The following is a 23181-nucleotide window of genomic DNA, read 5'->3' on the forward strand; positions in this document are numbered from 1 at the left end:
TCAGCCACCGCCGGGGAATGGGATGGTCGGGAAGATCGGCTTCACCGGTGTCGCACCGGGGTCGCGCGGTAAGTCCTCGGGATTGGTCGTCGGCGTTGTGGTGCGCGGAGTCGACCGAGTCGTCGTGGTCTCTTCGGTCGTCTCGTCTTCGGTGGTCGTTGTTGTGGTGCGCGGTGTTGACCGGGTTGTGGTGGTCTCTTCCGTCGTTTCCTCAGAGGTCGGCACGAGTGTGGTGCCGATCGTCGTCGTCGACGACGGCGCCGGGCCAGTCGTGTCGTTCTGATTCTGGAGCCAGTAGCTGATGAGGGCTATCGCAGCCAGCAGTAACAGCACAGCTACCGCCGCGAGGGCCTTCTGGCCGCCGGTCCAGCCATTGTCGGGCTCAGGAGTCGGTCGGGACACGGGACGATTCGTCGTCGGGGGACGGGTTACCGGGGGACGAGTCGTCGGCGACTGTGCACCGGTCATCGCTCGAGTCGACGACGCGGCGGCGAGCCCGGCGCCGGCCACCGCACCCGCGGCGGCAGCCCCGGCGACGCCACCGGCCGTGATTGGACGCGGCGGACGTCGGCCGGCGCGAACAGCGGCAACGGCGTTGGCGAACTCGCCACCGTTGGCATAGCGCTGCTTGGGGTCTTTGGCGAGGGTGATCTCGATGAGTTCGCGCACACCCGACGGCAGATTCGCCGGGAGCGGCGGCGGGGTCTCGCGGATATGTTTCATCGCGACCGTGATCGCGCCGTCGCCGAGGAACGGTCGACGGCCGGTCAACGCCTCGTATCCGACGACGCCGAGCGAGTACACGTCAGACGCCGCGGTCGCCTCATCGCCCGATGCCTGCTCGGGGGAGATGTATTGCGCGGTGCCCATCACCATGCCGGTCTGGGTGACCGGAGCGGCGTCGACCGCCTTGGCGATGCCGAAGTCGGTGATCTTGACCTGGCCGGTCGGCGTGATGAGGATATTGCCCGGCTTAACATCGCGGTGCACAAAGCCCTGCGCATGCGCGGCCTGTAAGGCGCGGCCGGTCTGTTCGAGCATGTCCAGGGTGTTATTCAACGACAGCTGGCCCATGCGGGTGATCACCGAGTTCAGCGGTTCACCGTCGACGAGTTCCATCACCAAATAGGCCAACGCGTCGCCGCCGCCGCGGTCGGGCGTCTCGCCGTAGTCGAAGACGCCGGCGATACCCGGATTATTGAGACTCGCGGTGGTCTGCGCCTCGGTGCGGAATCGGGCGGTGAACTCCGGGTCATTGGAGTATTCAGCCTTGAGAACCTTCACCGCGACCCGACGATTGAGTCGGGTGTCCAGACCTTCCCAGACCTGACCCATTCCGCCGGTCGCGATAAGTCGCATCAGTCGGTAGCGGTCGGCGATTATCGTGCCACTCTGAAGCGTCATCCGTTACCTCCTCCAACCAGTGCGTTGATTACGGCGCGGCCGATCGGCGCGGCGATGGCACCGCCCGTCGACGCGCTGCCGAGTTGTCCGTTCTCCACGATCACGGCTACCGCGATTTTCGCATTAGATGATGGTCCGAATGCGATGTACCAGGAATAGGGTGTTTCTCCCGCGCACGATGCCGCTTCGCAATGTTCGGCGGTACCGGTTTTCGACGCAATCGAAATCGGGCCGCCCGAACCGGCCGTGTGCTGTTCGGAGGCGATCATCAGCTGAGTCAGGGTTGCCGCCTCGGTCGAGGTGATCGGCTCGTTGATGGTCGTCGGCGCGGTGGTGTGCAACGTCCGAAGGTCGGGGGCTTGCAATTTATCGACGAGAAACGGCTGCATCCGAACGCCGCCATTGGCGACCGTTGCCGCGATAATCGCATTCTGCAGCGGACTCATCACCACGCTGGCCTGTCCGATGGCCGCCTGGGCCAAAGTTGCCGGACCAGGGATATCACCGGTTTCCGACGTCGCGCGAACCGGGATCGGGATACCCGGCTGGCTTTGATTCATGCCGAATCGAGTGGCCATGTCGATCAGCGCAGGCGTGGCGCCCTTCATCTTGTTGACGGTCAAATCGCCGAACGCGGTATTGCATGAGTATTGGAACGCCTGGGTCAGCGAGACGGTTCCGCCCGACGATTCGGGACACGTCTCGCCTGCGTAGTTGGTCAGTGGTTCAGGTGAGTCGGGCAGCTTCATCGACGGCGACGCGGTCAGTCGGATATTCGTGTTGACACCATCGCGCAGCGCGGCAGCGGTTGTGAGCACCTTGAACGTCGAACCCGGTGGGTAGCGCTGGTCGATGGCCCGGTTCAGCATCGGCTGACGGACGCTGTTCGGGTTGTTCCAGCGGGTCCAGGCGTCCTCTCGGACGTTCTGGTCGTGGCTGGCGAGCAGGTTGGGATCGTAGCTGGGTGCTGACGCCAGCGTCAGGATGCGGCCGGTCGTCGGCTCGATGGCCACGACTGACCCGCGGCAGCCGCCGTCGCAACCGTTGCGCAGCGCGTTGTAGGCGACTTGCTGCAGCTTGGGGTTGATAGTCGTCACGACATTGCCGCCGCGCGGATCGCGGCCGGAGAACATGTCGAGGAATCGCTGACCGAACAGTCTGTCGTCGCTGCCGTTGAGGATGGGATCCTCGTACTTCTCGATGCGCTCGCTGGCGAACTGATACGAGAAGTATCCGCTGACCGGCGCGAACGCTTCGGCGCCGCGGTTGGGGTAGACACGCAGGAATTTGAATCGGTCGTTGGTCGGCACGGAGTTCGCGATGACGGTGCTACCGGCGGTGATCAGACCACGCTGACGTGAGTACTCATCGAGCAGCACGCGCGTGTTGCGGCTGTCTGATTTGAGGGTATTGGCCTTGAACACCTGCACGTAGGTGGAATTCACCAGAAGAACGACCACCATCCCGACGACGACCATCGCGATGCGCTGAATCTGCTTATTCATCGGCGCCTCGCCGATGTTGTCGGGACCACCGCAGTTGGCATATTGTCCACCGCCGGCGCCGGCTTGCGTTTGACCGGATCGGGCTCGCGCGCCGCGTTGGAAACTCTGATCAGCAGGGCCAGCAAGATGTAGTTCGCCAGCAGGGACGAACCGCCGTAGGACATGAATGGGGTGGTGAGTCCGGTCAACGGAATGAGTTTGGTAACGCCGCCGACCACTACGAAGACCTGAATGGCGATGGTGAATGCCAATCCGGTGGCCAGGAGTTTGCCGAAACTGTCGCGGACGGTGAGGCCAACGCGCAGACCGCGCACCACGAAGATCAGGTACAGACATAGCACCGTGGCCAACCCGAACAGCCCCAGTTCCTCACCGATGGACGCGATGATGAAGTCGGTGTTCGCGAATGGGACGAGGTTGGGCCGGCCAGAGCCGAGTCCGGTGCCGAACAGACCGCCGGTAGCCAGGCCGAAGAGACTCTGCGCCACTTGGTAACCCTTGTTGGCGTAGTCGGCGAATGGGTCTTGCCACACTTGGACGCGGACTTGCAGATGCGGGAAGAGTTGATAGGCGAGCAGGGCTCCGGCGACGAACAGCGTCAAACCTATGACGACCCAACCGATTCGGCCGGTCGCGACATACAGCAGCACGAGGATGGTGCTGAAGATGAGCAGCGGTCCGCCAAGATCGTTCTGCACGGCGAAGATGGCGAGCGTCACGAACCATGCGAGCAGTAGCGGACCGAGATCACGCGCGCGGGGCAGATCGAGCCCAAACACGTGCTTGCCCGCGGTGGTGAACAGATCACGCTTATTCACCAGCAACGCGGCGGTGAAGATGATGATCAGGATCTTGGAAAACTCGCCCGGCTGAATATTGAACAGCGGGGTGCGGATCCAGTTCTTGGATCCGTTGATCTCCGACATCGACGCGGGAAGAATCGCCGGGATGGCGAGGAAGACCACGCCAACCAGGCCGAGTGTGTAGCTATACCGCGACAACGTGCGATGGTCGCGGATCAGGATGAGTACCGCGGAGAAGGCGATGATCCCCAGCACGGCCCACAGCAGCTGTTGATCGGCGTTACTGCTGACGTCGCCGTCGACATTCATCGACTCGCCGGTGCGGCCGGTGCCGAGGTCGAGGCGGTGAATAATCACCAGTCCCAGTCCGTTGAGCACTGCGGCCAGTGGCAGCAGAAGCGGGTCGGCATGTGGCGCATAGCGTCGAATCACGAAGTGCGCCAAGGCAAATAGCGCGACATACGCGGCCACGAACTTCGCTAGCTCCCAGGTGATGGTCTGTTCCTGGGCGGCTTCAACGATGAGGAGCGCGACGGTGACCAGCCCGATGGCGAAGCCCAGGAGCATCAGTTCGGTGCGACGCTCCGTGCGTTTGGGCTCAATGCGGGGCGCTGCCGTCGGACCGGACGTCGGGGCCGAAGGAGCTTGAGTCATGACGACGGCTTTCGGCAATTACGGCCTTCGCCGTCGAACGGGGTCTCGGTTGGGGGTTGGCTTTGCGTCGTCGTCGGAGCGCTGCTCGGCGGTGGCGTCTGACCGGGGCCCGGACGCGGCGTCGGCGTCGGGGTGGGCTCCGGGGCGGGTTCGACGCATAGCGGCAGCAGGGTCAGATCGCGGACCTTCTGCTGGGCGTCGGGCAGTGAGAAGTTCTTGATGGCGTCCGAGTTGATCGCACCCCGGCTCACCTCATCGAGAGATTTCACCGGCAGAGCGGTACACGGGCCTTCGGAATTATCGTCGACGAAGGTGAGGTTCGGAGTTTCGTCGGCAAGATTCTCTGCGCATACGCGCTGGTAGGGCGATCCGAGAGAGATGAACAAGATCTTGTCCGGAGTACCCTGGAAGATCGCGACGTTGCCGTCGCGCTCGCCGACGTAGTAGTTGCTATTGATCTTGGACTTGGTAACCAGCAACGCGGCGATGATGATCGCGATGATCGCGACAACCGTGCCGATAATCAGCCAGATGCGCCACGGGGATCGCTGCGGTTTCTCGACCTCGGGCTCGGTGATCGTCGGGCGCTGCGGGTTGGCGGCCGGCGGTCGCAGGGCGGCCGCGCGTCCGGCAGCCGTCGACGGGTTCGGTACGTAGCCGTCCTGATCGTCGCCGCCAGCCGCGCCGCCGACGATGGGCCGGGATTCGCCGAGTTCATCGGCGACCACATCCGCGACGATCACGGTGACGTTGTCAGGACCGCCGCCGCGGAGAGCCAATTCGATGAGCCGGTCGGCGCAGGCGTGATGATCGTTGATGGAGCCGATTGTCTCGGCGAGGGTTTCCTCGCTGACGACGTCGGATAGTCCGTCGCTGCAGAGGATGTAGCGGTCGCCCGCGCGGGCCTCGCGCATGGTCAGCGTCGGCTCGACCTCGGTACCGGTCAGCGCGCGCATGATCAGTGAGCGCTGGGGATGCGTGTGAGCCTGTTCGGCGGTGATGCGACCTTCGTCGACGAGGGTCTGGACAAAGGTGTCGTCGCGGGTGATCTGGGTGAGCTGACCGTCGCGGTATAGGTAGGCGCGGGAGTCGCCGACGTGACACAGGCCGATCCGTGGCCCGGCGAACAGGATCGCAGTCAGCGTGGTGCCCATGCCATCGAGTTCGGGGGAGTGCTCGACCTGCGCGGCGATCGCGGCGTTGCCCTCGGCGGTGGCGCGTGACAATTTGTCGAGGAGGTTGCCGCCGGGCTCGTCGTCGTCGAGGCCGCGTAGCGCACCGATGACGAGCTGACTGGCGACCTCACCAGCCGCATGGCCACCCATGCCGTCGGCGATGGCGAGCAGCCGAGCGCCGGCGTAGACCGAGTCTTCGTTGTTGGATCGCACCAGACCGCGATCACTGCGCGCGATATAGCGCAGAACGAGGGTCACGGGCGCAACTCGATCACGGTCTTGCCGATGCGGACCGGAGTGTTGATCGGTACGCGGACGGCGGTGGTCACCTTGGCGCGGTCGAGGTAGGTGCCATTGGTTGAGCCGAGGTCCTCGACGTACCAGTCGTCACCTCGGCGGGACAACCGCGCGTGCCGTTCGGAGGCATAGTCGTCGGTGAGGACCAGCGTCGAGTCGTCGGCGCGGCCGAGTAGAACTGGCTGCTCGCCGAGAGTGATGCGGGTATTGGCCAATGCTCCGTGGGTGACGACGAGATAGCGCGCCGATCCCTTCCCGGTGCTCTTGCGATCCCGACGCACCGAGCTGGAAAGGCCCGATAGTCGGCTGCCCAGCCCGATGTCGGAGCGCGCGGCTCGGATCACTGCGAACACGAACAGCCAAAGCAGCACCAGAAATCCGATTCTGGTCAACTGCAGCACAATGCCTTGCATGACTGGTGTTCACCTCCTCACCGTTTGTCGGCGTACTCGGCGTCGAACCCGGTGGGCGACGATCACAGGAAAAATGGAGGCCGCGGCCCCGCGGTCTCGTCTGAATCCTATTGGGAAAAATTCGGATCCCACTTGAGCGCCATGTGACAGTTCGGTATCGAACTCGATTGAGTCAGTCGATTCGATGACGTCACATGGCCTCGGTGGCTATCCGAAGCGGACTGAGATGTCGGAATGCCCGACGCGGATGCGGTCACCGTCGGCGAGTTCCCAGCTGCTGACCTGCACATCGTTGACGGTCGTGCCGTTGGTGGAGTTGAGGTCGGTGAGCATCGCGGTGTTGCCGTCCCAGCGGATCTCGACGTGACGACGGGAGACGCCGGTGTCGGGGAGGCGGAACTGCGCGTCCTGGCCGCGACCGATCACATTTGATCCCTCATGCAGCGAGAAGGTGCGGTTGCTGCCATCTTCCAGGAGCAGGGTGATCGACGTCGGCGCGTAGCCCTGCGGCGGGTAGTTCTGCTGGGGGTAACCGCCCTGGTAGGTGCCCTGCTGGCCATAGCCCTGGTCGTAACCTTGGTCATAGCCCTGCTGGTCGTAAGCGCCCTGCGGGTAGCTCTGTCCCTGTTGGCCCTGCTGAGGGTAACTCTGGGCGTCGTAGCCGCGCTGCTGGCCGTAACCCTGCTGGTCGTAGCCCTGCTGGTAGCCGGGCTGCTGGTCGTAGCCGGGCTCGTAGCCCTGTTGGCCACCCTGCTGATACGCCTGCGGGTCGTAGCCACCCTGCTGGTAGCCGGGCTGTTCGTAGCCGCGTTGTTCATATCCCTGCTGGTCGTAACCTTGCTGGTCGTAACCGCCCTGTTGGTAGCCACCTTGGTCGTATCCACCCTGTTGGTAGCCGGCATCCCCGCCGGGACGACGGTCGTATGGGGGATTCTGGGACATGTGTGGGGCTCCTAGCTGTGCGTTTTCGCCTTGTGGGTTGTGCGGTTGTGGGTGCGCCGGCGTCACCGGACGTGGTGTGGCGTCTGGGTTGACGGCTCCGCTGGTGCGGAACATCCCGGTGTGGAGGTCCGACAACTCCTCGAACTCTACGACGACGGGGCCGTATGTCTGCCAACCATTGTCGCTTATGAAGTTTTCCAGATGTTTGGAGAAGGTCTTGCGGTTCAGTTCATATTCTTCGCTCACTTGCCGCAAGTCCGACGGACTTAATCGCACGCTATAACTGTTCGCGGCCAGGACGGCGCCGTCGCCCAGGTCTTCCAAAGACTCTTCGGCGGCGCGGCAAAGAGCCTGTTCGATCTCCTGAGGTGCGACTTTACCGCCGAACACTCGAGCGAAGCCGCCGTCGACGGCACCCTCCAGCTTGCGTTCAAAACGTTGCAGGATCCCCATCGCGAGACCTCCCTTCAGTGTCCAAAAGTTTTCGGCGTGTCACTAAGACCGTGGATCGTTGTTCGATGATACCGAAGGTCGATGACACGGTCGTTGTGCGCGGGGTCGGAGACGCCGTCTGCGATTTATGTTTTGCCGGCGCGTCGTGCTAACGTCTTCGAGTCCTTACGGACAACCCACCGACTGCGGTGGCCACGGGCGAGTGGCGGAATGGCAGACGCGCTGGCTTCAGGTGCCAGTGTCCTTCGGGACGTGGGGGTTCAAGTCCCCCTTCGCCCACAGTGAGCGGTTCATGCTCCTTGTATTGCCCATATCGGGCATCTTGAATTTTAGTCTGACCTGCGGGGATAGGCAAGGTAGCTCGATATCTTGTTATCACTCGGTCTCGGGACGTCGGCCGGCGAGTGCCCCACTGTTCACTGTGGGCCTTGAAGTATTTGCTCAGCTGCTGTGAGTATGGCGCTAGGGGTTGTATTGAGCGCTGCGGCTAACTCCCATAGGCGGTCGATTTGAATTGATGCCTCGCCAGTCTCTATGCGCGCGATTGCAGGACGGCTGACGCCACTGAGTTCTGCGAGCCTCGCTTGGGTCAGGTGAGCGCAAACTCGTGCGCTTCTAATTGCTTCTCCGACTGCGTCTCGACGCACTCTCCGTACCTGCCTCTGCGCTGTTGACAGCGACGATTCGGGGACGGGCACAGCTCCATTCTCACGCAGAACGTGTTCGGTGCACCGACCCACCGTCTACTTGTATCGCACGCGATACTAACATTGTGGTGGTCTGCTTTCTGACTCGCGGCAACTTCATGGTCGAGCACCCCACCCTCACCTGACACTGGCTGGCAGTTCGATAGGCAGTACGCCGGGACCAGAAGCCATTCTGGTGCAAATACGACGCTGAGGGAGTTTAAGGTGCGTGAGTGGTGTAATCGGTTAAGATCTGACGGCCAACGGTGTCAATGGCGTCTGTGGGAATCGAAATGCCCTCATCATGATAAGGCTGCCGATAGTGTTGGTCATGATCCTGATCTGCAGCGATTGCGAGAGATGGGGTACCGGCCGGTGATATCTGACTTCCCCCCGTTAGAGCGGGGGCATCTTTTCACGGAAGTTCGATACTGGACATACAAGGAACACCATCGATTCGTCGATGAGAGCTTGTGGACTGCGGCGGTGAGGGCCCATGCAATAGGTATCTTTGATGCTGCGCGAGGAAATGTTGCTACAAATCTAGACAAGCAGACGGCGGCCCATATCGGCATTCAGTGCGCTCGTTGGACATGGACGAATTTACATTCGAAATAGCGGCAGTCGACCCACGCACTGCCGGGCGAGTACGTGAGCTGATGGTGCTGACGTATCGGTGGCCAAGTATCGATCGGGAACAATGTCAGGGTCGTGGTGTACATCATTAGCCATGACCAAGCGGCGCAATGCCCCACAGGTATTTACCTGTGGATACAAAAGAAACCTGAGACTAACGGCTCGATACGACAAAATCGTCACTAATAGTCACTAATCGTTCCTCGTTGTTTGAGGAGTTGTTCGTGGCGATCAGTGTTAGCGCCCTTGTGTCACGGGCGATATTCGCTGTATACTGTGGATGACCGACAAGGCTGTGGAAAGAAACAGAGACTTTCTGAGCGAGCAGCTAACGTTCGCCGCGTACTGATGAGTTCCGCCGAAGCCGTCGGCATCCTCATAGTGCCCGATCTTCCCGAGGCAGAAGAGCCTCCTGCAACACAGGCCGTGCCCGACCCTGTAGCGAACCCTTCTGGCGTGAGCGGTGTCCCGAACCCGAAAGACATCATCCTCATCGACTACGGCGCCGCCGGCCGGTACGAAATCCGGATGGATGTCTCGTGGGTTGAAATGCACCCCGAGGTATTCACCGAAACCCGAGCGGTCATTGACCGAATGCGCGAATTGGCTGAAATCCAGCGTGACAAGGAACTGCACAGCACGGCTGAGTCAGCGGATACGGACTGATCGTCCGTACTGATGATCGGAACGGATCTCATAGCGCCTACCGCACGAGTGGTAGGCGGATTAGCCGCGAACAGCGCGCTTTCCGCCGACTGTCGGGTACACAAATCTCCGCTGGCCGGAACACTCGGAGGTAACTACAGCAATCCACTGAATCGAGCTGAGCGGTGCCGACCCTGAGTCCTGTCCTAGGACAACTCTCACCGAATCCTCAGCGTCCCCAGAGCAAGGAATTGTTGCCCGCAAGGCGAGGGCACTTACTAGGGACCGGTCCGTATAGTGACTCAGGTGTTAAATAGGGATGGCATTTAGTCCGGGCTGATCCTCATCATCAGTCACCCCCGCTCCCGCCGCCTGCGGGCTCGGAACCCCATGCGTGCATGCGCAATCATGTTTTGTGGAAGCGATGCGGGCATGGCGTCTCCTAATGTTTGCATTTCACCTGAAGGCAGGGTTTGACGCGCCGCCTAACGAGGGTGGACTATATGCGCGAAGGACGTCAGGATAGTGGATTTTGGCGGACGGGTCCTGGTTCTGGCGATGGTCGACTAGCACTTCACAGGGTCAGGGATGCGACCCTTTAGCCGTTAGACCTTGTTCATATTGGCTGTCCGCTTTTCGCGAAACCGCTTGGGTTCGTAGAAATAGCGAGCAGGTGACGGTGGAACTCAGGTTGTGAGTGCGCTGATGACGTCAATGGTGTGATGGGTTCACGGGCAACTCAACTTTCGTCACAGGGACGGATCAGTAAGGGATCTGGGGACCTACGTGACGGAGTTCTTCACGTGGGTCTAGGACAGGACATCGTTGGAGAATGACGCTGAGCTTTCGGAGTTCGAGGCGATCCGCCGGGGTTGCCGTCAAGCAGCAGATCGCCGATGAGACCCTGCGCTGCTGGCGCCGTAAGGCTCAGATCGATGCCGACGAACGCCAAGGCGCGACCGGCACCGAACACGCGGAGATCGGGCGCTTGAAGGAAGAAGTCGCCGAGCTGCGCCGTACCAACGCGCTGCTGAAGTAGTCTGCAAGCGCTTTTTTCGCATCGAAGCTCGACCGGACCACGACGAAATGACCACGTTCATCGACACATTCCGTGACCGTTTCGGGGTCGAGTTCATCTGCCGCACCCTGCGTGCGGCGGGCGTGGCGTTCTCGACGTCCCGAGGTTACCACCGAGCCGACCCGCGCCCGTCGACCACTGCTCTGCGGCGGCGTGCTGCTGTCGGATGACAACGTAGATGAGACTAGTGACAGTTAGTTGAGACTCAAGAAACGTCTGCCCTGGACAGCGGGATCCTTGTGCGTTGGCCAGGTTGGCATTCCCGTCTTCCGTCGGTGAGGTTCCCGTGCCTGTCGTCACTCGCCTCTACACTCATCGCCATGAACGCAGGCACGCCCTACTACGCCGAACGCAAACGTCGCGATGAGGCGGCGAGGCTATCGACGCCGATCTCCGCAGAGGACATCCTCGAAGAGGATGAGCGGCTGGGAGTGAAGCTCGCAACGCTCTGGGAAACGGTGGGGCAGCATTACGATCGACACGCATTCCCGGGGACATCGCCGCTGTCCGAGTTGGTGCGAGGCGTTCTGAAGATGCACACCGGAATCGTCGTGTACGGCGGCACAATGGCCTCGGCAATCAGCGGGGACTACGACGCGGAGACCAAACTGTCGATAATCGAAGCGACAGCGGAGATCCTGAGCCGGGAGGTGAGGGCCGGTCAAGGTAGCACTATCACCGGCTCGGAGATGGGAGCAGTGTTCACGAGGAAAGTGAACAAGGTGTTCCAAGATCACAACGTGAACTTAGAACTCGACGAATCGCGCCGGTTTATCCCGATCGAGTCGCCGGTCGTTCACTCCAATGTGGTCATGCCAGCGCCCACCCTTATGCGCGGCGATACGCGCTTCGCGGGTGTGGAGAAGGCATACGAAGATGCACTGACCGAGTTGCGGCGCGGTGAAGGCGGTAATGCGGTGACCGACGCAGGTACCGCACTGCAAGAGGCATTCGAGGCCGTCGGTATCGCTGGTGGCACGTTGGGCAAGCAGATCGATGGCGCACGGAACAGTGGTGTGCTCGGTGGGACGAATTCGCCGTTCGCAGAAAGCTTAGTGAAGGTCGCGCAGTGGGTCGCCGCGAAGCGCAACAACGGCGAGGCGCACCGCGCCGTACATGGCATTGAGCTCAATGATGCGTGGTTCATCGTGCACGTCGTCGGTGCGTTCATTGTTTACCTACACCAGACGACCAGCCCAACAGACTCAGACGACGGTTAGAGTTCTCGATGGCGCTCGGGGTCGCGGTGGTCATCGCGACGCTCTGACGCACGGTCACTTGCCAGACGCCACCGAGCAGGGCTGACCAACCGCCCCATGACGCGCAAATCGCCGAAACTTTGTCAGTGGAGCAGAGCATAATTCTAGAAATGATGCGTCGGCGATCACCACACATCAACCGTCCACCCGCAGCGTCATGCGCTGCGCTGACCGCCCAACATCCACGCGCTGTCGTCGGGAAAGACGGCGTGGAAGTCTCCGTGGATCTCTACGCGCTCACACACAAGGCCTGACGCCGGATCATGGCGAACAGACGAGCGCGCAGAGCCCGCCGTGGTAGAGAAATGGGTCTGGCCCCGCGCGTGCCAAGTGCAAGTGAAAGGTTCCCGACGCCTGATATGACAGGGTTGCCCGCCGAAGCCGCCCAGTATGTCGAATCGATGCAGCAGCAGCCGATGGCAATCAACGCGGGAATGGTCGGCGCGAGCGCACTAAGCGCGCAACAGCGTCGTCGGTTACTGAGCGAGATCGACATACTGGACGCATTGTCCCGACTGGCCGATATCCATATGCAGTGGGATATAGCGTCCACGACGCACTGGAACCTCGCGGGGTTGCATCTAGACCTGCTGTTACAGGCCTCAGTCGAGTGGATGTCGGCGGTCCGGGCGGAGGTGAACAAAGGCAATATCTTCGCAGCGCCTCGGGCGACCGTTCAATTGATGCGCGAGATAATGGAGGCCGATCTGCCGTCTTCGGGTAGACCAATGACGGCCGAAGAACTGGTGCACCTACTCCTGTCAATCAATACTGAGCAACAACAAACCACAGAGTTCAGCAGCGACACGCCTGACGCTGTTGACTTCGCAGCACTAGATGCGAAGTTCCAAGCGATGGCACCGGACGAGCTCTACGCGCTCATGCGCGAGTTTCTCACCGCCCAGAACGCGGGCATACTATTCAACGCACCCAACAAGATCGAGGTCCTTAAGGCTGACATCTGGGACCTGTGGTACTCGCACTGGTCCGGCCGGGCCTCCGACACCTTAGGCGCCAGGCCCGTCGACACGTTCAAGATGGCGACCGGAATCGACTTCGATGACTACCTCCGAGCCGGGGATACACTAGCAGCGGCGGTGGCCGCTGGCCGCACCATCGTCGCTCTGGACGAACTCTCCGACAACCCCGCGGTGCGAGACTTTGTCACCGCCAACATGGGGTTGGATCTGGCGGGTTTCCGCGCGCAACTTGCCAATGATCGCGCTCGGGGAGACGTTGGGCTGCAACGATATGGGTTCACCCGGTATCCCCTCCTGGATCTAGAGGATGGAACGTTGCTGATCCTGCGGGCACAGTGGGCGATCGAGAGGTTCTTCGGAGACCCACCCCAGTTCGACGTCATCGCCGCGTTCGCCAGCCGCGGTGACACGCACAACACAAAGCGATTTAACGAAGGGATTAAGCACCAGTTCGAGGATACTGTCGGACGGATCGCCGCAAGGATCGCGGCGAGCAGCCAACGCGTGAGCGCGGTCGTAAACGAGAGCGAGCTCCAGGCGGAGTGGACGCAGGGCCGCGGGCAGACGCCGTCGGTGTGCGATTGGGTGCTACGTGCTGGACCTGTCAACGTGCTGATTGAAGCGACTCACCACCCAGTGAAAGAGTCACTCGCGCAGGGACTCGCAGATGGGCAAGCCTACAACGAAGACGCCAACAGAGTCTTGACTGACCGAAAGTTTAAGCAACTCGCATCAGTAATGGAGCTTATCCGTAGTCGAGGCTGGTCGGGACAACCCCAACCGGATGCGATCTTTATCCCCATCGTCGTCGTGCCGAACTCGGGCACACCAAGTTCGGCACTCAGCGAGATGGACAACGCGAAGCGAGCTGAGCCAGCATTCGCCCCCTACCAGGGCCGAGTCGCGCGGCCGGCTGTCTTGCAGTTGCGAGATGCCCAGCTACTCGAGGGTCTCGGAGATTACCTCCCCGGCGATGTAGTGAACTTCCTGTACCAGTGGCGCAAATTCCCGGTACCGCTGTCACTGGGTGAGTTCCTAGAACTGAACAACGTGCCTCGCCCTGTGCCAAAACACATATTCGGAGCTGCCAATCGTCTTGACGAGCAACTCCGAGGAGTGGTGCGCACGGAATAATTCGGCGTGTTGGGTGCCCTCGACACAGATAGGTGGTCAACACACGGTGTTTCGTGACTATCTGTCGAGTGTGACAGCCTCGTAGTCGATGATCTGCCCAAGTGACTACGCAAAGACTCATCACCGGACAAGCGATCATGATAGACGGAGGACAGTCTGTCGTTCTCGTATGACCTAGACCGACACCACAGAAGATGCCGCAAATGCGGCTAGCGCGCGGCGAACGTGCGCTGGCGCAGCCCGCTGCGCTGTCGGGATGGTCCTTCCACGGATCATCGGTTGCTGCCGCTTTCCAGCATTGACGTTTACGATATGGGACAACTTGTGCTTTCCTTACATCAACTGGCGCGGAAAACAGAAAGCTCACTAGAAGACATCAGCTCTGGAGTTATTGGTATGCCAGATAGCTGACCGGCAGCAGAGAAGACAGATTCGAAAGGCGATCTTATCGCGGCCCCCAGGTCGGTGGAACCCTCGGCCGCCGCCAAGGCGGCCGTTACTTCGGCTAATCGTGGTCCTTCGGCATCTCGCGAGACTGTGTCGAACGATGTTGGATTGTCACCATTTGTTGATAGGAAAACGGTGTACGAAGATTCGCTGGTTGATGTTGCTGCAACCCACGAACCTTCATCGGCAGATAGTTCTTTCGCCAGCTTGTGATATCGAGCCAATTGGCCACCGAGAACTTCGAACATCAGTGTTGAACCACTGTGGGAGCCGACACCGACAACGAGGCCAACATCACCCTGTGGTGGGTCATTGCGGTAGATCTCCTCGGTAAGAAGGAAGAGGTCATGAATGCCGTTCGCTGCCGCCGGTTCAGATAGAGGCTGTAATTTGTCGATAAGCACCGTTGGATTCACCGTTACTACAGTAAAGCAAAAGCCGCGAGCAATTAACTTTCCAAAGTCGGAGCGTAACCACGAATACTGATCTGCTGCACTCATACTGAATCCTCCAAATCTACTGCACAGTGACGCGATATAAGTCGCCGTCCATGACGCGCTCTCGCGCATAGAATCCGCCTAAGGTGCCCCCTTGGCTTGAGTTCTCTCCCGAGGGCACCCACGCGATGACCGTAGCACTGCCTCCTTGTCGCGAGGACGCGAAGGGATACTCATCGCAGCTCGCGCTGGTATCCTTCCAAGGTGTATGCGAGAAGTCAGGCTTCGGCCCCAGGGCAGCCTTACGCGCATCACTACATGCTACCTTGCGGTTATCATCCTTGAGGCCACCATCGACTCGATTCAAGGTCGATGGATAACCTTTACTAAATCCGTTCCTTATGTTTTTGCTAACGTACGGGTATTTACTAGGCGAAAAATTGAGCGTTGGGGTGAACGCTACGTTTACACACCCCGGTGTCGTCCAGAGATCGTCACACCGTAAAACTGCATCCATTTCTACTTGTCGAACCAATGGGGCAGTTACTGTAGTAATGGACGTTGTTCTCACTATTATTTTGGTGACCTGAGTGTTCGCAGAGGAGTAAGGAATGTGAATATTAAACCCAGGTTTCGCGTTAGACTCGGCAGATTTTTGTAGAGTTCCACCCCACTCCTCCCGGAGGTCGAAGTTCGATCCAGAGCCGTTATAGCGTGCTGTCAGAACATCAATCTTAAATGATCCTCCTATCGTGCCCGGAATATCGTGAGATAGCGTGAAGTGCATATCAACGTTAAAAGTAGATGCTCCTTGGCCACCCTCCGCTTCACCGGTGAATTTGACTGTCCAAGCATCTACCGGAACTTGGTTCTTTTTAACAGTGGAGGTAGCATAGCCAGAGAAGCAGGCGGTGATCCTGCTATTGGTGCAGTCGTCCGGGGATGCATCAGCTTCCGCATTTGTAATAATAGTCAGGCACGCGCCCGAAACTAGGGTGAGTATTGCCAGAATGCTTATTTGCAATCTCGACTTATCGGTCTTCTTGAAGAAGTACATGGTGACCTCTTTAGGGTGTAAGGAGACCTCGGCTGCATTGATATCGGCAGTGCGCCAAGGTTGCCTAGTTGTTAACTAAGTGAATTTAGATGAAATGCATGAGGGCGCAGAAGCGAATGCGCAAATCTACTAAGCTAGCGTCTTCCGACAACAAGATCCTGCGTGTACTTATCGCCATTCCCGTGTGTTGCCGAACCGCGCTGAGAAGATCTAGCTGCCGTGTCGCTATTTATGGTCGGTTGGCCGGGTGTTACGCCTGCTGCGGGGTTGCTAGTGCTGGCGGGTGGGTTGAGGCTGGGGCCGACGCGTGGGGTGGTTGATGCATTTCCACTGCTGCTGGGTGAAGCGCTACTGGGGGTGGGCGTGTCGCTAGTGGTGGTGATCGACGGTGGTGGTGTGGTGTTGTTCTCGCCGCATTTGTAGGGCGGGTTGGGGGCAGGGGCGTCGTCGATCGACTTGCCGGGATGGGTAGCAACCCAAGCTTGCTTCCAGGTGGTGTTGTAGGTATTGGTTTCGCGTTGGCAGCGTTCGGCGGGTGTTTCTGCTGCCGAGGTGCCGGTGGTGATCGCGGCGATACCGAGAGCGCATATTGCTACGGTGATCGCGACGAGCAGTAAGAGCCGTGGCCCAAGCTTGGCGACTGCGATGCTGTGGTTACCCATGGAACCCCGACCGTCCCTTCATGATTGTGAATGAGTGTATCGCGGAGGCGAATTGATGGCGAGTCATGACCATGCGTCCATTCCGGGCTGGGCCAGGCAGCCGGGGATCGTTGGGGCGGGCGGCGCTTTGGTGGGGTTCTGGCCTGGGTGGGTAACAACCCATGTTTGCACCCACAGGCGTTGATAGGTGTGGCAGTCTTTGCTGGTCAGATCGATGCGGGAGGGTGCGGGGGTGGCACCTGGGCGACTTGCTTGAGCAGACGGGGCATCTACCGCGGTCAAGCCGAAGCCTGTGCCGATGAGTGCTGCGGTGGCGAGGCCGGCGGTCCACACGCCGGCGCGGCGTGTGGTGGTGACGCGGTGGCGGCCGCCGCGGCGGTTGCGAGATTTGGTGATGCTGATAGTCATGTGTTCTCCCTAAAGGTGAGTGAGTGCTGTTGGGGGTGCGACCCGACTTGGCGAGGTCTTCAGATGTGTTGGTGGATGCGGTCACTGGCACCGACTAGATGCTTTTTTGGGCGCCGTATTCGGTGTAGACGTAGACGCCGGTATCGGTGGTGACTGAGATTTTGGCGAAGGGGCGGACCTGCACCCCGCCGATCGCGTTGGACATCGAGAGTTGAATACCCGACAGGACGATGTCAGCAGCGGGTTTGGTCATCGCGATCGACGCTAGGGTGACGATCTGCACCTTGCCTGCCCCAACTTCAAACTCCAGATCCGCAGCAGGAATGACCGTGGCTTCCATCTCTGCTTTTCCCCCGACCTCACCGATCGAGGCGCCACCACCAGAAGAGGAGATCGTCATTGTCGGTGCGATCTTCGCGTTCACTCCGGCGTTGAGTTTGAGCTCGGGTGTGTGCGCTGTGACCTTCACCCCGGTCGGGGCAAACGAGACGGGGTAGCCGATCTGGTAGCCGACCTCCAGAGTCGCTCGGACTGATTCGCCATCGGTGATACCGCGCACGGCGGCGTGGACATCTGCCGACAAGAGCGCTTCACGCGAGAGGGCATCGACCGAGCCGATCGGCTTGGCGTTCACCGTGTAGGAGTTCAAGTAGATGGTGTGCCCATCACGCGTCGGGTGCGCCCGCGCCGACGCCGTGCCAGTCCCGACTACTAGACCACCCAACAGGCTCACCAACACACAGACGATCGCAGCAATCCCTACGAATCCGACACGGTAGTGAGTATGTCGGTACCACCGCATCGGAGGGTTTACTGCCCGATCGATACCGTCGACATCGACATGAGTTTGCTCTGACGTATGCACTGAATTCCCCTGACCCTTTAAGTCGTGAACACCCGCAAAGTGACTCTCACCGGGTGTCCACGATGACGTAGGCGAACTACAGCACGCCAAATCGGTCCGCGCAACTGGACCGTGACATAAACATCTAGAATCGGCTGGTCAAGGCGCTAACCGAGTTTTCCGGACCGGAAAGACAAGTTCGCGCGACCTGGCAGAATAGGCCCGGATAGTCGACCTAATCCTGCCTATCCGTTGCCAGTGTGGGCCGAAACACTCGAAGCCCCTTATGCTCCCATCTGACTGTTCGGCAAATTTAATTGCCCATGCACAGCAGAACACTTCGTCGGGAAGCGCAACCCTCCACTTGCGATCGCCCCCTGCCAGGCGGCTATCTGGGTGGTACCGCCGCCTTCTCTGGGTGTGCGGCAGAGATATATGACATTGCGCTCGCTACGGAAAGTCCGAACTGTCGCATCAGCCCGACCGGGTCTTCAGATACCCGGGCCTCAAACAGGATTCGATCGGAGCGGAGCCGATCACACACGTCACAGCATTAGCACCTTTGCAACCCACCGGTGCTACATATACCGAAGGCCATTCGACCTCACGGCCGATCTCGCCAAATCTATACCGTCAACCAAGCCGTGCAAGAAAAGCAGACGAAATCATTGACTCCGAAACATGTTGTGGCACAACCTATCTATCAGGGCTGCTGCCCAGCTCGACAATGAGACGGCAGGCTACATATAGCGGTCCTGGCGCGCATCGAGACGCGTGGCTCTACCCACCGTCCAGCCAGGACGGGGCTATCTACGGTGAGCAGGAGGATCGACCATGAAATGGACTGAACTGAAAGTACGCACGAAAGCCGCCCTGGTTGCAGGGGCAATGGCAGCCGCCGTCGCTGTGCCCGCCGCGGTCGGCATAGGGACGGGAACCGCGCACGCGGCATATCCAGTGGTGTCAGTCCAAGCGGGTGCCGCTGCACGCAACGCGCCGACTACGGCCAACTCCTTCGTGGGATGGGTCTTAAACGTGACTGACTCGGGCGGTGCATCACTGGGCCGACAAGTCGCCTACGTGCGTTGCTACGCCGACGGCGGCTGGGCCAACGGAAACTACGCCTCGAACCGATGGTTCAAGGTCTACGTCTACGAAAGCCTGCACAAGTGGCCACACGCTCAGTGGCTCTATGTTCATTCGTCATACGTCACAAACCAAAAGGCAGTTGGTCGCTGCTAGGCCCTGGAACGCTCTCGCAACTCGGGCGGCGAGGGCGTTCCACAGCGTCGCATCAGGCCGCGCGAAATACCCTGTACTGCTTAGCGGGACCTATTGCGGCCCAACGCCACTCACGAACTATGCAAGGTGATCAATTCGGGGAGATGGACGTTGACCGCGTCGAGCGGTTCTAACGAGCGCGTCGCCAGTGAGGTGATTACGGCACCTTCGATCGCGGCGATGATGATGATCGCAAGCGATTCCGCTTGCTCCGGTCTGATCCGGTGACGTTGCAATCCGGCCGCCAATGTCTGATGCCAATCGGTAAAAACGTCGCCCGCGATATCCGCCGCCAGAGGTGCTTCTGACCGGCCGAGCGCGGCCGCGACGATGGGGCAGCCGGCTTTGAAATCGGCGCCCGCGATCAGTCGCTTCCACGCGACGACGAAACTCTCGATGGCTGCGGCGGGCGTTGGAAACTCATTGAAACGGGCGACTTCGGCGCCCAACGCGGCCCCCGCCACCCGCGTCGCTTCGGCGACGAGAGCTGACTTTCCTTCGGGAAAGTTCACGTAAACCGACCTCCGGGATATCGCACTGTTCTCGACGATCGCCGCCACCCCGGTCCCCGCAACGCCCTGGCGTCGCATGAGATCAATTGTCGTGGATACGAGTTTGTCTCGAGCCGCCATGCCGCCACCACCTTCGTTCGCGTACTACGTCAGTGAATGCAAGTATACCGCTCGGTGTACTAGGGTCGGTCCCCACGCGGTTAACCGATCGGTATACCTACCGGATCCGGCCGACTGCCGGACTCGCAACGGCGAACGAGGAGTGAAGATATGGCAAGCAATGGCATGTCGGGCGCGGACGCGATCGTCGTGGGGGCTGGCCTCGGCGGTCTATCTGCCGCCGCCTATCTGGCCGCCGTCGGCAAGCGTGTAATTCTGCTGGAGAAGTACTCGGCACTTGGCGGTTCGTCGCATGTATTTCAGCGCCGCGGGCGCTGGGAATTCGACTGCGGCGTTCACTACGTCGGCGAATGCGGCGACGATGGCGCCGTCACCACCGTGATGCGAGGACTCGGACTCGATGACCGCATCGAGTGGCTGCCGTTAGATGAATCGGGTTTCGATCGAATCATCGGCCCGGGTTTCGAATTGGCGACCCCGGTGGGTTGGGATGCGTACCTGACGAACCTCCACAAGTCCTTTCCCGACGAGCCACGCGCCGTTCGCCGCTTCCATAGCGTGATGCGAAAACTCGGGGAAAGTGTCGATCGCTTTGACACCGCCGGTTCCGCGCGCGGACACGGGCAATGGCTGATCAAGGCTGGGACTGCGGCGCCATTCGCGGCGATGCCCTACGGGGCGTTTCTGGCGATGTGCGGATTCTCCGGAAGAGCCGTGCTGGCGCTTTCGGTCCAATGCGGCGCGCTCGCCACCACACCAGCGACGGTTCCGACCGCGATGATGGCCGGATTCCTTCAAGACTATGTAGGCGCCGGGGCGTACTACCCGCGCGGCGGCGGTCAGATGCTGGCCGCTGGGTTTGCCGAAGTCATCACTACTCATGGTGGGCAGATTCGCACCCACTCGGATGTATCGCGCATCGTGATTGAGGGAAATGCGGTGGTTGGTGTCGAGTTGGCGGATGGCCAGCGCGTCCACGCTCCGGTTGTGGTCTCCGATGTCGATGTCATCAAGACATTCACCGATCTGGTCGGACTGGATCGACTGCCCGCCTGGCACCGAAATCGGGTGCGACGCTGGAAGATGTCCAAGCCGGTTGTCACCGGATTCTTCGGCCTCGACTACGACACCGGCGCGTACCCCAACAGCAACTTCTTCTCCATTCCCAATTGGGACGATGCGGGGTCCCTGTGGTCGCTGTCGAAGATGGCCGGCCAGCTTATCGGCGGGCGTGGATTCGACGACGGTGCGGAGTGGGCGCGAGCACTCGCCGCGCGCCAGCCGATGTACGTGCAGTCGTCGTCCCGGCGCGATCCATCTAATGGTCGCGCGGCGCCGGTCGGATCGTCGACTGTCGAAGTGCAGACGATCACCCCTGCCGACCCGCGTCTGTGGGGCGTTCACGGGTACGACATCGACAGTGGTGAGTACCGCGGCGACGCACGCTATAGCGAGATCAAGAAGATCGTCGTCGACGGCATGCTCGAACGGATGGAGCAGGCCTTCCCCGGCTCGTCAGCCAAGGTCACCATCGCTGAATTGGGCACCCCGGCCACTCAGACAAGGTTCGTCGGTAACACCGGAGGCGCACCATTCGGCCTCGAACTTCGGTTCACCCAGAGCGGACTGCTGCGCCCGCGCTCACACACGCCGGTCTCGGGACTTCTCCTCACCGGAACCAGTACGGCTTGGGGGCCGGGAACTGTCGGCTCGATGATTAGCGGAGTGCACGCCGCGTCTGCCGCTACCGGACGGGACTTGGCCTCCGAAATCCGAGGCGGAACCGTCTTGGCCGATCCCACTCGGTTCAGCGCCTGGCCGGATGACTTCGATCCGCTTGCCGCGACCCGTTCATTTACCGTGAAATGACTGATGGCCCAGTGACTCAATTGACTTCTGCCGCTCCTGCCCGGTCCCGCACGGTTGCCAGTCTCACCGTCCTATCGATGGCTGCCTTTATGGCGAGTCTCGATGCGTTCATCGTAAATGTGGCGTTCGAGTCAATCGGAAAGGACTTTCCTGATTCGACTGTCGGTGGTCTGTCCTGGATTCTGAATGCTTACACCATCGTCTATGCCGCTCTATTGATTCCGGCTGGGCGCCTCACTGATCGATTTGGTCAGCGATCGGGATTTCTGATCGGGATAGCGCTGTTCACCGCCGCCAGTGCCGCGTGTGCGCTAAGTCCCGGCGTGGTGTGGCTTGTCATCTTTCGCGTGATTCAGGCGATTGGGGCGGCGTTGCTCACGCCCGCCAGTCTCGGTTTGACGTTGGCCAGCGTCGACCCTGCGCATCGGGTCCGGGCGGTTCGTTTGTGGGCTGCCGTCGGAGCGTTGGCTGCGGCACTCGGTCCAGTAGTCGGCGGACTCTTGGTGACCATCGACTGGCGCTGGATATTCCTCATCAACCTGCCGATCGGAATTGGCGTGTTCGTCGGGGCGATACTTTTCGTCCCGAAAATCGAGCAGCTAAAACAGTCCGCGCTACCTGACTTCTTCGGGGCCGTCATGCTGGTGATCGCCATCGGATCGTTGACTCTGGGCCTGGTGCAGGGGCCCGACTGGGGATGGACCTCGCGTGGTGTGTTGCTTTCGTGGGCGTTGTGCGTGGTGACACTTGGCGTCTTCGTCGTATCGATGTTCCGGCACCCGGCTCCGGTAATACCGCCGGCGCTACTCCGGGTGCGGTCGTGTCGTTGGTCGAATGTCGCGGCGATACTCTTTTCAATTCCGTTCGGTGGTCTGCTATTCAGCAGCATCCTTTGGATGCAACAGGTGTGGGGATATTCGGCGATTCAAACCGGCTTTGGCGTCGCTCCCGGACCGCTTATGGTTCCCATATTCGCGGCGGTGGCGCATAAACTCTCGGCGCGCTACTCCATTGGCGTAATTACCTCAATCGGCTGCGTGTTGACCGGTGTTGGAGCGATCGTCGTTGCCGAGTCGGTATCGCTTCACCCGTCGTATATGACCACGATGTTGCCCGGCTGGATTGTCGGCGGTATCGGAGTGGGACTGGCGTTGCCGTCGATATTATCTTCGGCTACAGCGGAACTGCCTGATGATCAATCCGCGACCGGCAGTGCATTGGTAACAATGGCGCGGCAGTTGGGATTGACGATAGGTGTCAGTCTCGTAGTCGCGATTGTCGGAACCCCGCTCGGCCCGCAACAAGCGTTCGATAGGTTCCACGAGGCGTGGTGGGCGTTAGCGATAGTCGGACTTGTCGCGGGACTCGCGGCGCTGTTGTCGACTCCTGCGGTCAGTTCTTCGGGTGGACGCCCATTAGTGTCGCGATCTGCTGCGCCAACGGCGTGAGGTTGAGTTTGTCGGGGTCCTTCTTAGGCTTG

Annotated in this window: 19 protein-coding genes, 1 tRNA gene and 1 pseudogene; 8 read left to right on the forward strand and 13 right to left on the reverse strand. The window is 60.4% G+C overall.

Annotation, left to right across the window (positions count from 1 at the left end; genetic code table 11):
- From AAFP29_RS10080 to AAFP29_RS10105, 6 genes are all read right to left on the reverse strand, one after another.
- On the reverse strand, nt 1-1404 hold the full coding sequence (locus AAFP29_RS10080; protein WP_419217194.1) for a protein kinase domain-containing protein: 1404 nt from the start codon (nt 1402-1404) through the stop codon (nt 1-3).
- Nucleotides 1401-2909 (reverse strand): penicillin-binding transpeptidase domain-containing protein, encoded by a 1509-nt coding sequence (locus tag AAFP29_RS10085; protein ID WP_419217195.1) that lies wholly within the window; start codon nt 2907-2909, stop codon nt 1401-1403. The genes AAFP29_RS10080 and AAFP29_RS10085 overlap by 4 nt, the downstream gene beginning before the upstream one ends.
- The gene (locus AAFP29_RS10090) at nt 2906-4366 is read right to left on the reverse strand and encodes an FtsW/RodA/SpoVE family cell cycle protein (protein WP_419217196.1); all 1461 of its coding nucleotides are present in this window, start codon (nt 4364-4366) and stop codon (nt 2906-2908) included. Before AAFP29_RS10090 ends, AAFP29_RS10085 begins: the two co-directional genes overlap by 4 nt.
- Entirely contained in the window at nt 4363-5799 is a 1437-nt protein-coding gene (locus AAFP29_RS10095) for a PP2C family protein-serine/threonine phosphatase (protein ID WP_419217197.1), read from the reverse strand. Before AAFP29_RS10095 ends, AAFP29_RS10090 begins: the two co-directional genes overlap by 4 nt.
- Nucleotides 5796-6251 carry an FHA domain-containing protein FhaB/FipA gene (locus AAFP29_RS10100; RefSeq protein WP_419217198.1) on the reverse strand — a complete coding sequence of 152 codons (456 nt, stop codon included), beginning with the start codon at nt 6249-6251 and terminating at the stop codon, nt 5796-5798. Before AAFP29_RS10100 ends, AAFP29_RS10095 begins: the two co-directional genes overlap by 4 nt.
- A gap of 207 nt (nt 6252-6458) precedes the next feature.
- Nucleotides 6459-7646, reverse strand: coding sequence for an FhaA domain-containing protein (locus tag AAFP29_RS10105; protein WP_419217199.1), 1188 nt, complete (start codon nt 7644-7646; stop codon nt 6459-6461).
- Nucleotides 7647-7842: 196 nt separating this feature from the next.
- Here AAFP29_RS10105 and AAFP29_RS10110 point away from each other — a divergent pair.
- Nucleotides 7843-7925, forward strand: a tRNA-Leu gene (locus AAFP29_RS10110).
- A 137-nt stretch (nt 7926-8062) separates the two neighbouring features.
- Here the strand turns inward: AAFP29_RS10110 and AAFP29_RS10115 are convergent.
- A complete protein-coding gene (locus tag AAFP29_RS10115; RefSeq protein WP_419217200.1) occupies nt 8063-8386 on the reverse strand; it encodes a helix-turn-helix domain-containing protein in 324 nt (107 codons plus the stop codon).
- A 930-nt stretch (nt 8387-9316) separates the two neighbouring features.
- On the opposite strand from AAFP29_RS10115, the gene AAFP29_RS10120 reads away from it, so the two are divergent.
- From AAFP29_RS10120 to AAFP29_RS10135, 4 genes are all read left to right on the forward strand, one after another.
- Nucleotides 9317-9634 (forward strand): hypothetical protein, encoded by a 318-nt coding sequence (locus AAFP29_RS10120; protein ID WP_419217201.1) that lies wholly within the window; start codon nt 9317-9319, stop codon nt 9632-9634.
- Nucleotides 9635-10445: 811 nt separating this feature from the next.
- Complete coding sequence (locus AAFP29_RS10125) at nt 10446-10652, forward strand: hypothetical protein (RefSeq protein ID WP_419217202.1); 207 nt, start codon at nt 10446-10448, stop codon at nt 10650-10652.
- A 359-nt stretch (nt 10653-11011) separates the two neighbouring features.
- Nucleotides 11012-11911, forward strand: a complete 900-nt coding sequence (locus AAFP29_RS10130) for a hypothetical protein (RefSeq protein WP_419217203.1) — start codon at nt 11012-11014, stop codon at nt 11909-11911.
- 398 nt (nt 11912-12309) lie between these two features.
- The gene (locus AAFP29_RS10135) at nt 12310-14064 is read left to right on the forward strand and encodes a hypothetical protein (protein ID WP_419217204.1); all 1755 of its coding nucleotides are present in this window, start codon (nt 12310-12312) and stop codon (nt 14062-14064) included.
- A gap of 338 nt (nt 14065-14402) precedes the next feature.
- On the opposite strand, the gene AAFP29_RS10140 is transcribed toward AAFP29_RS10135, so the two are convergent.
- The 5 genes from AAFP29_RS10140 to AAFP29_RS10160 form a co-directional block, all read right to left on the reverse strand.
- A complete protein-coding gene (locus AAFP29_RS10140; protein WP_419217205.1) occupies nt 14403-15011 on the reverse strand; it encodes a DUF6461 domain-containing protein in 609 nt (202 codons plus the stop codon).
- Nucleotides 15012-15027: 16 nt separating this feature from the next.
- Complete coding sequence (locus tag AAFP29_RS10145; protein ID WP_419217206.1) at nt 15028-16005, reverse strand: NucA/NucB deoxyribonuclease domain-containing protein; 978 nt, start codon at nt 16003-16005, stop codon at nt 15028-15030.
- 134 nt (nt 16006-16139) lie between these two features.
- A complete protein-coding gene (locus AAFP29_RS10150; protein ID WP_419217207.1) occupies nt 16140-16667 on the reverse strand; it encodes a hypothetical protein in 528 nt (175 codons plus the stop codon).
- A 63-nt stretch (nt 16668-16730) separates the two neighbouring features.
- Complete coding sequence (locus AAFP29_RS10155; RefSeq protein WP_419217208.1) at nt 16731-17075, reverse strand: hypothetical protein; 345 nt, start codon at nt 17073-17075, stop codon at nt 16731-16733.
- A 94-nt stretch (nt 17076-17169) separates the two neighbouring features.
- Nucleotides 17170-17808 carry an MspA family porin gene (locus tag AAFP29_RS10160; RefSeq protein ID WP_419217209.1) on the reverse strand — a complete coding sequence of 213 codons (639 nt, stop codon included), beginning with the start codon at nt 17806-17808 and terminating at the stop codon, nt 17170-17172.
- A 945-nt stretch (nt 17809-18753) separates the two neighbouring features.
- Between AAFP29_RS10160 and AAFP29_RS10165 the strand changes: the two genes are divergently transcribed.
- Nucleotides 18754-19161 carry a hypothetical protein gene (locus AAFP29_RS10165; protein ID WP_419217210.1) on the forward strand — a complete coding sequence of 136 codons (408 nt, stop codon included), beginning with the start codon at nt 18754-18756 and terminating at the stop codon, nt 19159-19161.
- Between the two features lie 110 nt (nt 19162-19271).
- On the opposite strand, the gene AAFP29_RS10170 is transcribed toward AAFP29_RS10165, so the two are convergent.
- Nucleotides 19272-19832, reverse strand: coding sequence for a TetR/AcrR family transcriptional regulator (locus AAFP29_RS10170; protein ID WP_419217211.1), 561 nt, complete (start codon nt 19830-19832; stop codon nt 19272-19274).
- Between the two features lie 150 nt (nt 19833-19982).
- On the opposite strand from AAFP29_RS10170, the gene AAFP29_RS10175 reads away from it, so the two are divergent.
- Nucleotides 19983-21701 carry a phytoene desaturase family protein gene (locus tag AAFP29_RS10175; RefSeq protein ID WP_419217212.1) on the forward strand — a complete coding sequence of 573 codons (1719 nt, stop codon included), beginning with the start codon at nt 19983-19985 and terminating at the stop codon, nt 21699-21701.
- A gap of 77 nt (nt 21702-21778) precedes the next feature.
- Nucleotides 21779-22945, forward strand: a pseudogene (locus AAFP29_RS10180) (MFS transporter); the annotation flags it as partial.
- Nucleotides 22946-23181 lie beyond the last annotated feature (236 nt).

The sequence above is a fragment of the Gordonia sp. CPCC 205333 genome (assembly GCF_048537885.1).
GTDB lineage: Bacteria > Actinomycetota > Actinomycetes > Mycobacteriales > Mycobacteriaceae > Gordonia.

What these genes read in the sequence shown, in the direction of transcription:
- AAFP29_RS10155 (WP_419217208.1), bottom strand. Translation starts at nt 17,075, where the DNA reads ATGACTATCAGCATCACCAAATCTCGCAACCGCCGCGGCGGCCGCCAC.
- AAFP29_RS10085 (WP_419217195.1), bottom strand. Translation starts at nt 2,909, where the DNA reads ATGAATAAGCAGATTCAGCGCATCGCGATGGTCGTCGTCGGGATGGTG.
- AAFP29_RS10105 (WP_419217199.1), bottom strand. Translation starts at nt 7,646, where the DNA reads ATGGGGATCCTGCAACGTTTTGAACGCAAGCTGGAGGGTGCCGTCGAC.
- AAFP29_RS10100 (WP_419217198.1), bottom strand. Translation starts at nt 6,251, where the DNA reads ATGCAAGGCATTGTGCTGCAGTTGACCAGAATCGGATTTCTGGTGCTG.
- AAFP29_RS10165 (WP_419217210.1), top strand. Translation starts at nt 18,754, where the DNA reads ATGAAATGGACTGAACTGAAAGTACGCACGAAAGCCGCCCTGGTTGCA.
- AAFP29_RS10090 (WP_419217196.1), bottom strand. Translation starts at nt 4,366, where the DNA reads ATGACTCAAGCTCCTTCGGCCCCGACGTCCGGTCCGACGGCAGCGCCC.
- AAFP29_RS10140 (WP_419217205.1), bottom strand. Translation starts at nt 15,011, where the DNA reads ATGAGTGCAGCAGATCAGTATTCGTGGTTACGCTCCGACTTTGGAAAG.
- AAFP29_RS10125 (WP_419217202.1), top strand. Translation starts at nt 10,446, where the DNA reads ATGACGCTGAGCTTTCGGAGTTCGAGGCGATCCGCCGGGGTTGCCGTC.
- AAFP29_RS10130 (WP_419217203.1), top strand. Translation starts at nt 11,012, where the DNA reads ATGAACGCAGGCACGCCCTACTACGCCGAACGCAAACGTCGCGATGAG.
- AAFP29_RS10145 (WP_419217206.1), bottom strand. Translation starts at nt 16,005, where the DNA reads ATGTACTTCTTCAAGAAGACCGATAAGTCGAGATTGCAAATAAGCATT.
- AAFP29_RS10150 (WP_419217207.1), bottom strand. Translation starts at nt 16,667, where the DNA reads ATGGGTAACCACAGCATCGCAGTCGCCAAGCTTGGGCCACGGCTCTTA.
- AAFP29_RS10080 (WP_419217194.1), bottom strand. Translation starts at nt 1,404, where the DNA reads ATGACGCTTCAGAGTGGCACGATAATCGCCGACCGCTACCGACTGATG.
- AAFP29_RS10170 (WP_419217211.1), bottom strand. Translation starts at nt 19,832, where the DNA reads ATGGCGGCTCGAGACAAACTCGTATCCACGACAATTGATCTCATGCGA.
- AAFP29_RS10175 (WP_419217212.1), top strand. Translation starts at nt 19,983, where the DNA reads ATGGCAAGCAATGGCATGTCGGGCGCGGACGCGATCGTCGTGGGGGCT.
- AAFP29_RS10135 (WP_419217204.1), top strand. Translation starts at nt 12,310, where the DNA reads ATGACAGGGTTGCCCGCCGAAGCCGCCCAGTATGTCGAATCGATGCAG.
- AAFP29_RS10120 (WP_419217201.1), top strand. Translation starts at nt 9,317, where the DNA reads ATGAGTTCCGCCGAAGCCGTCGGCATCCTCATAGTGCCCGATCTTCCC.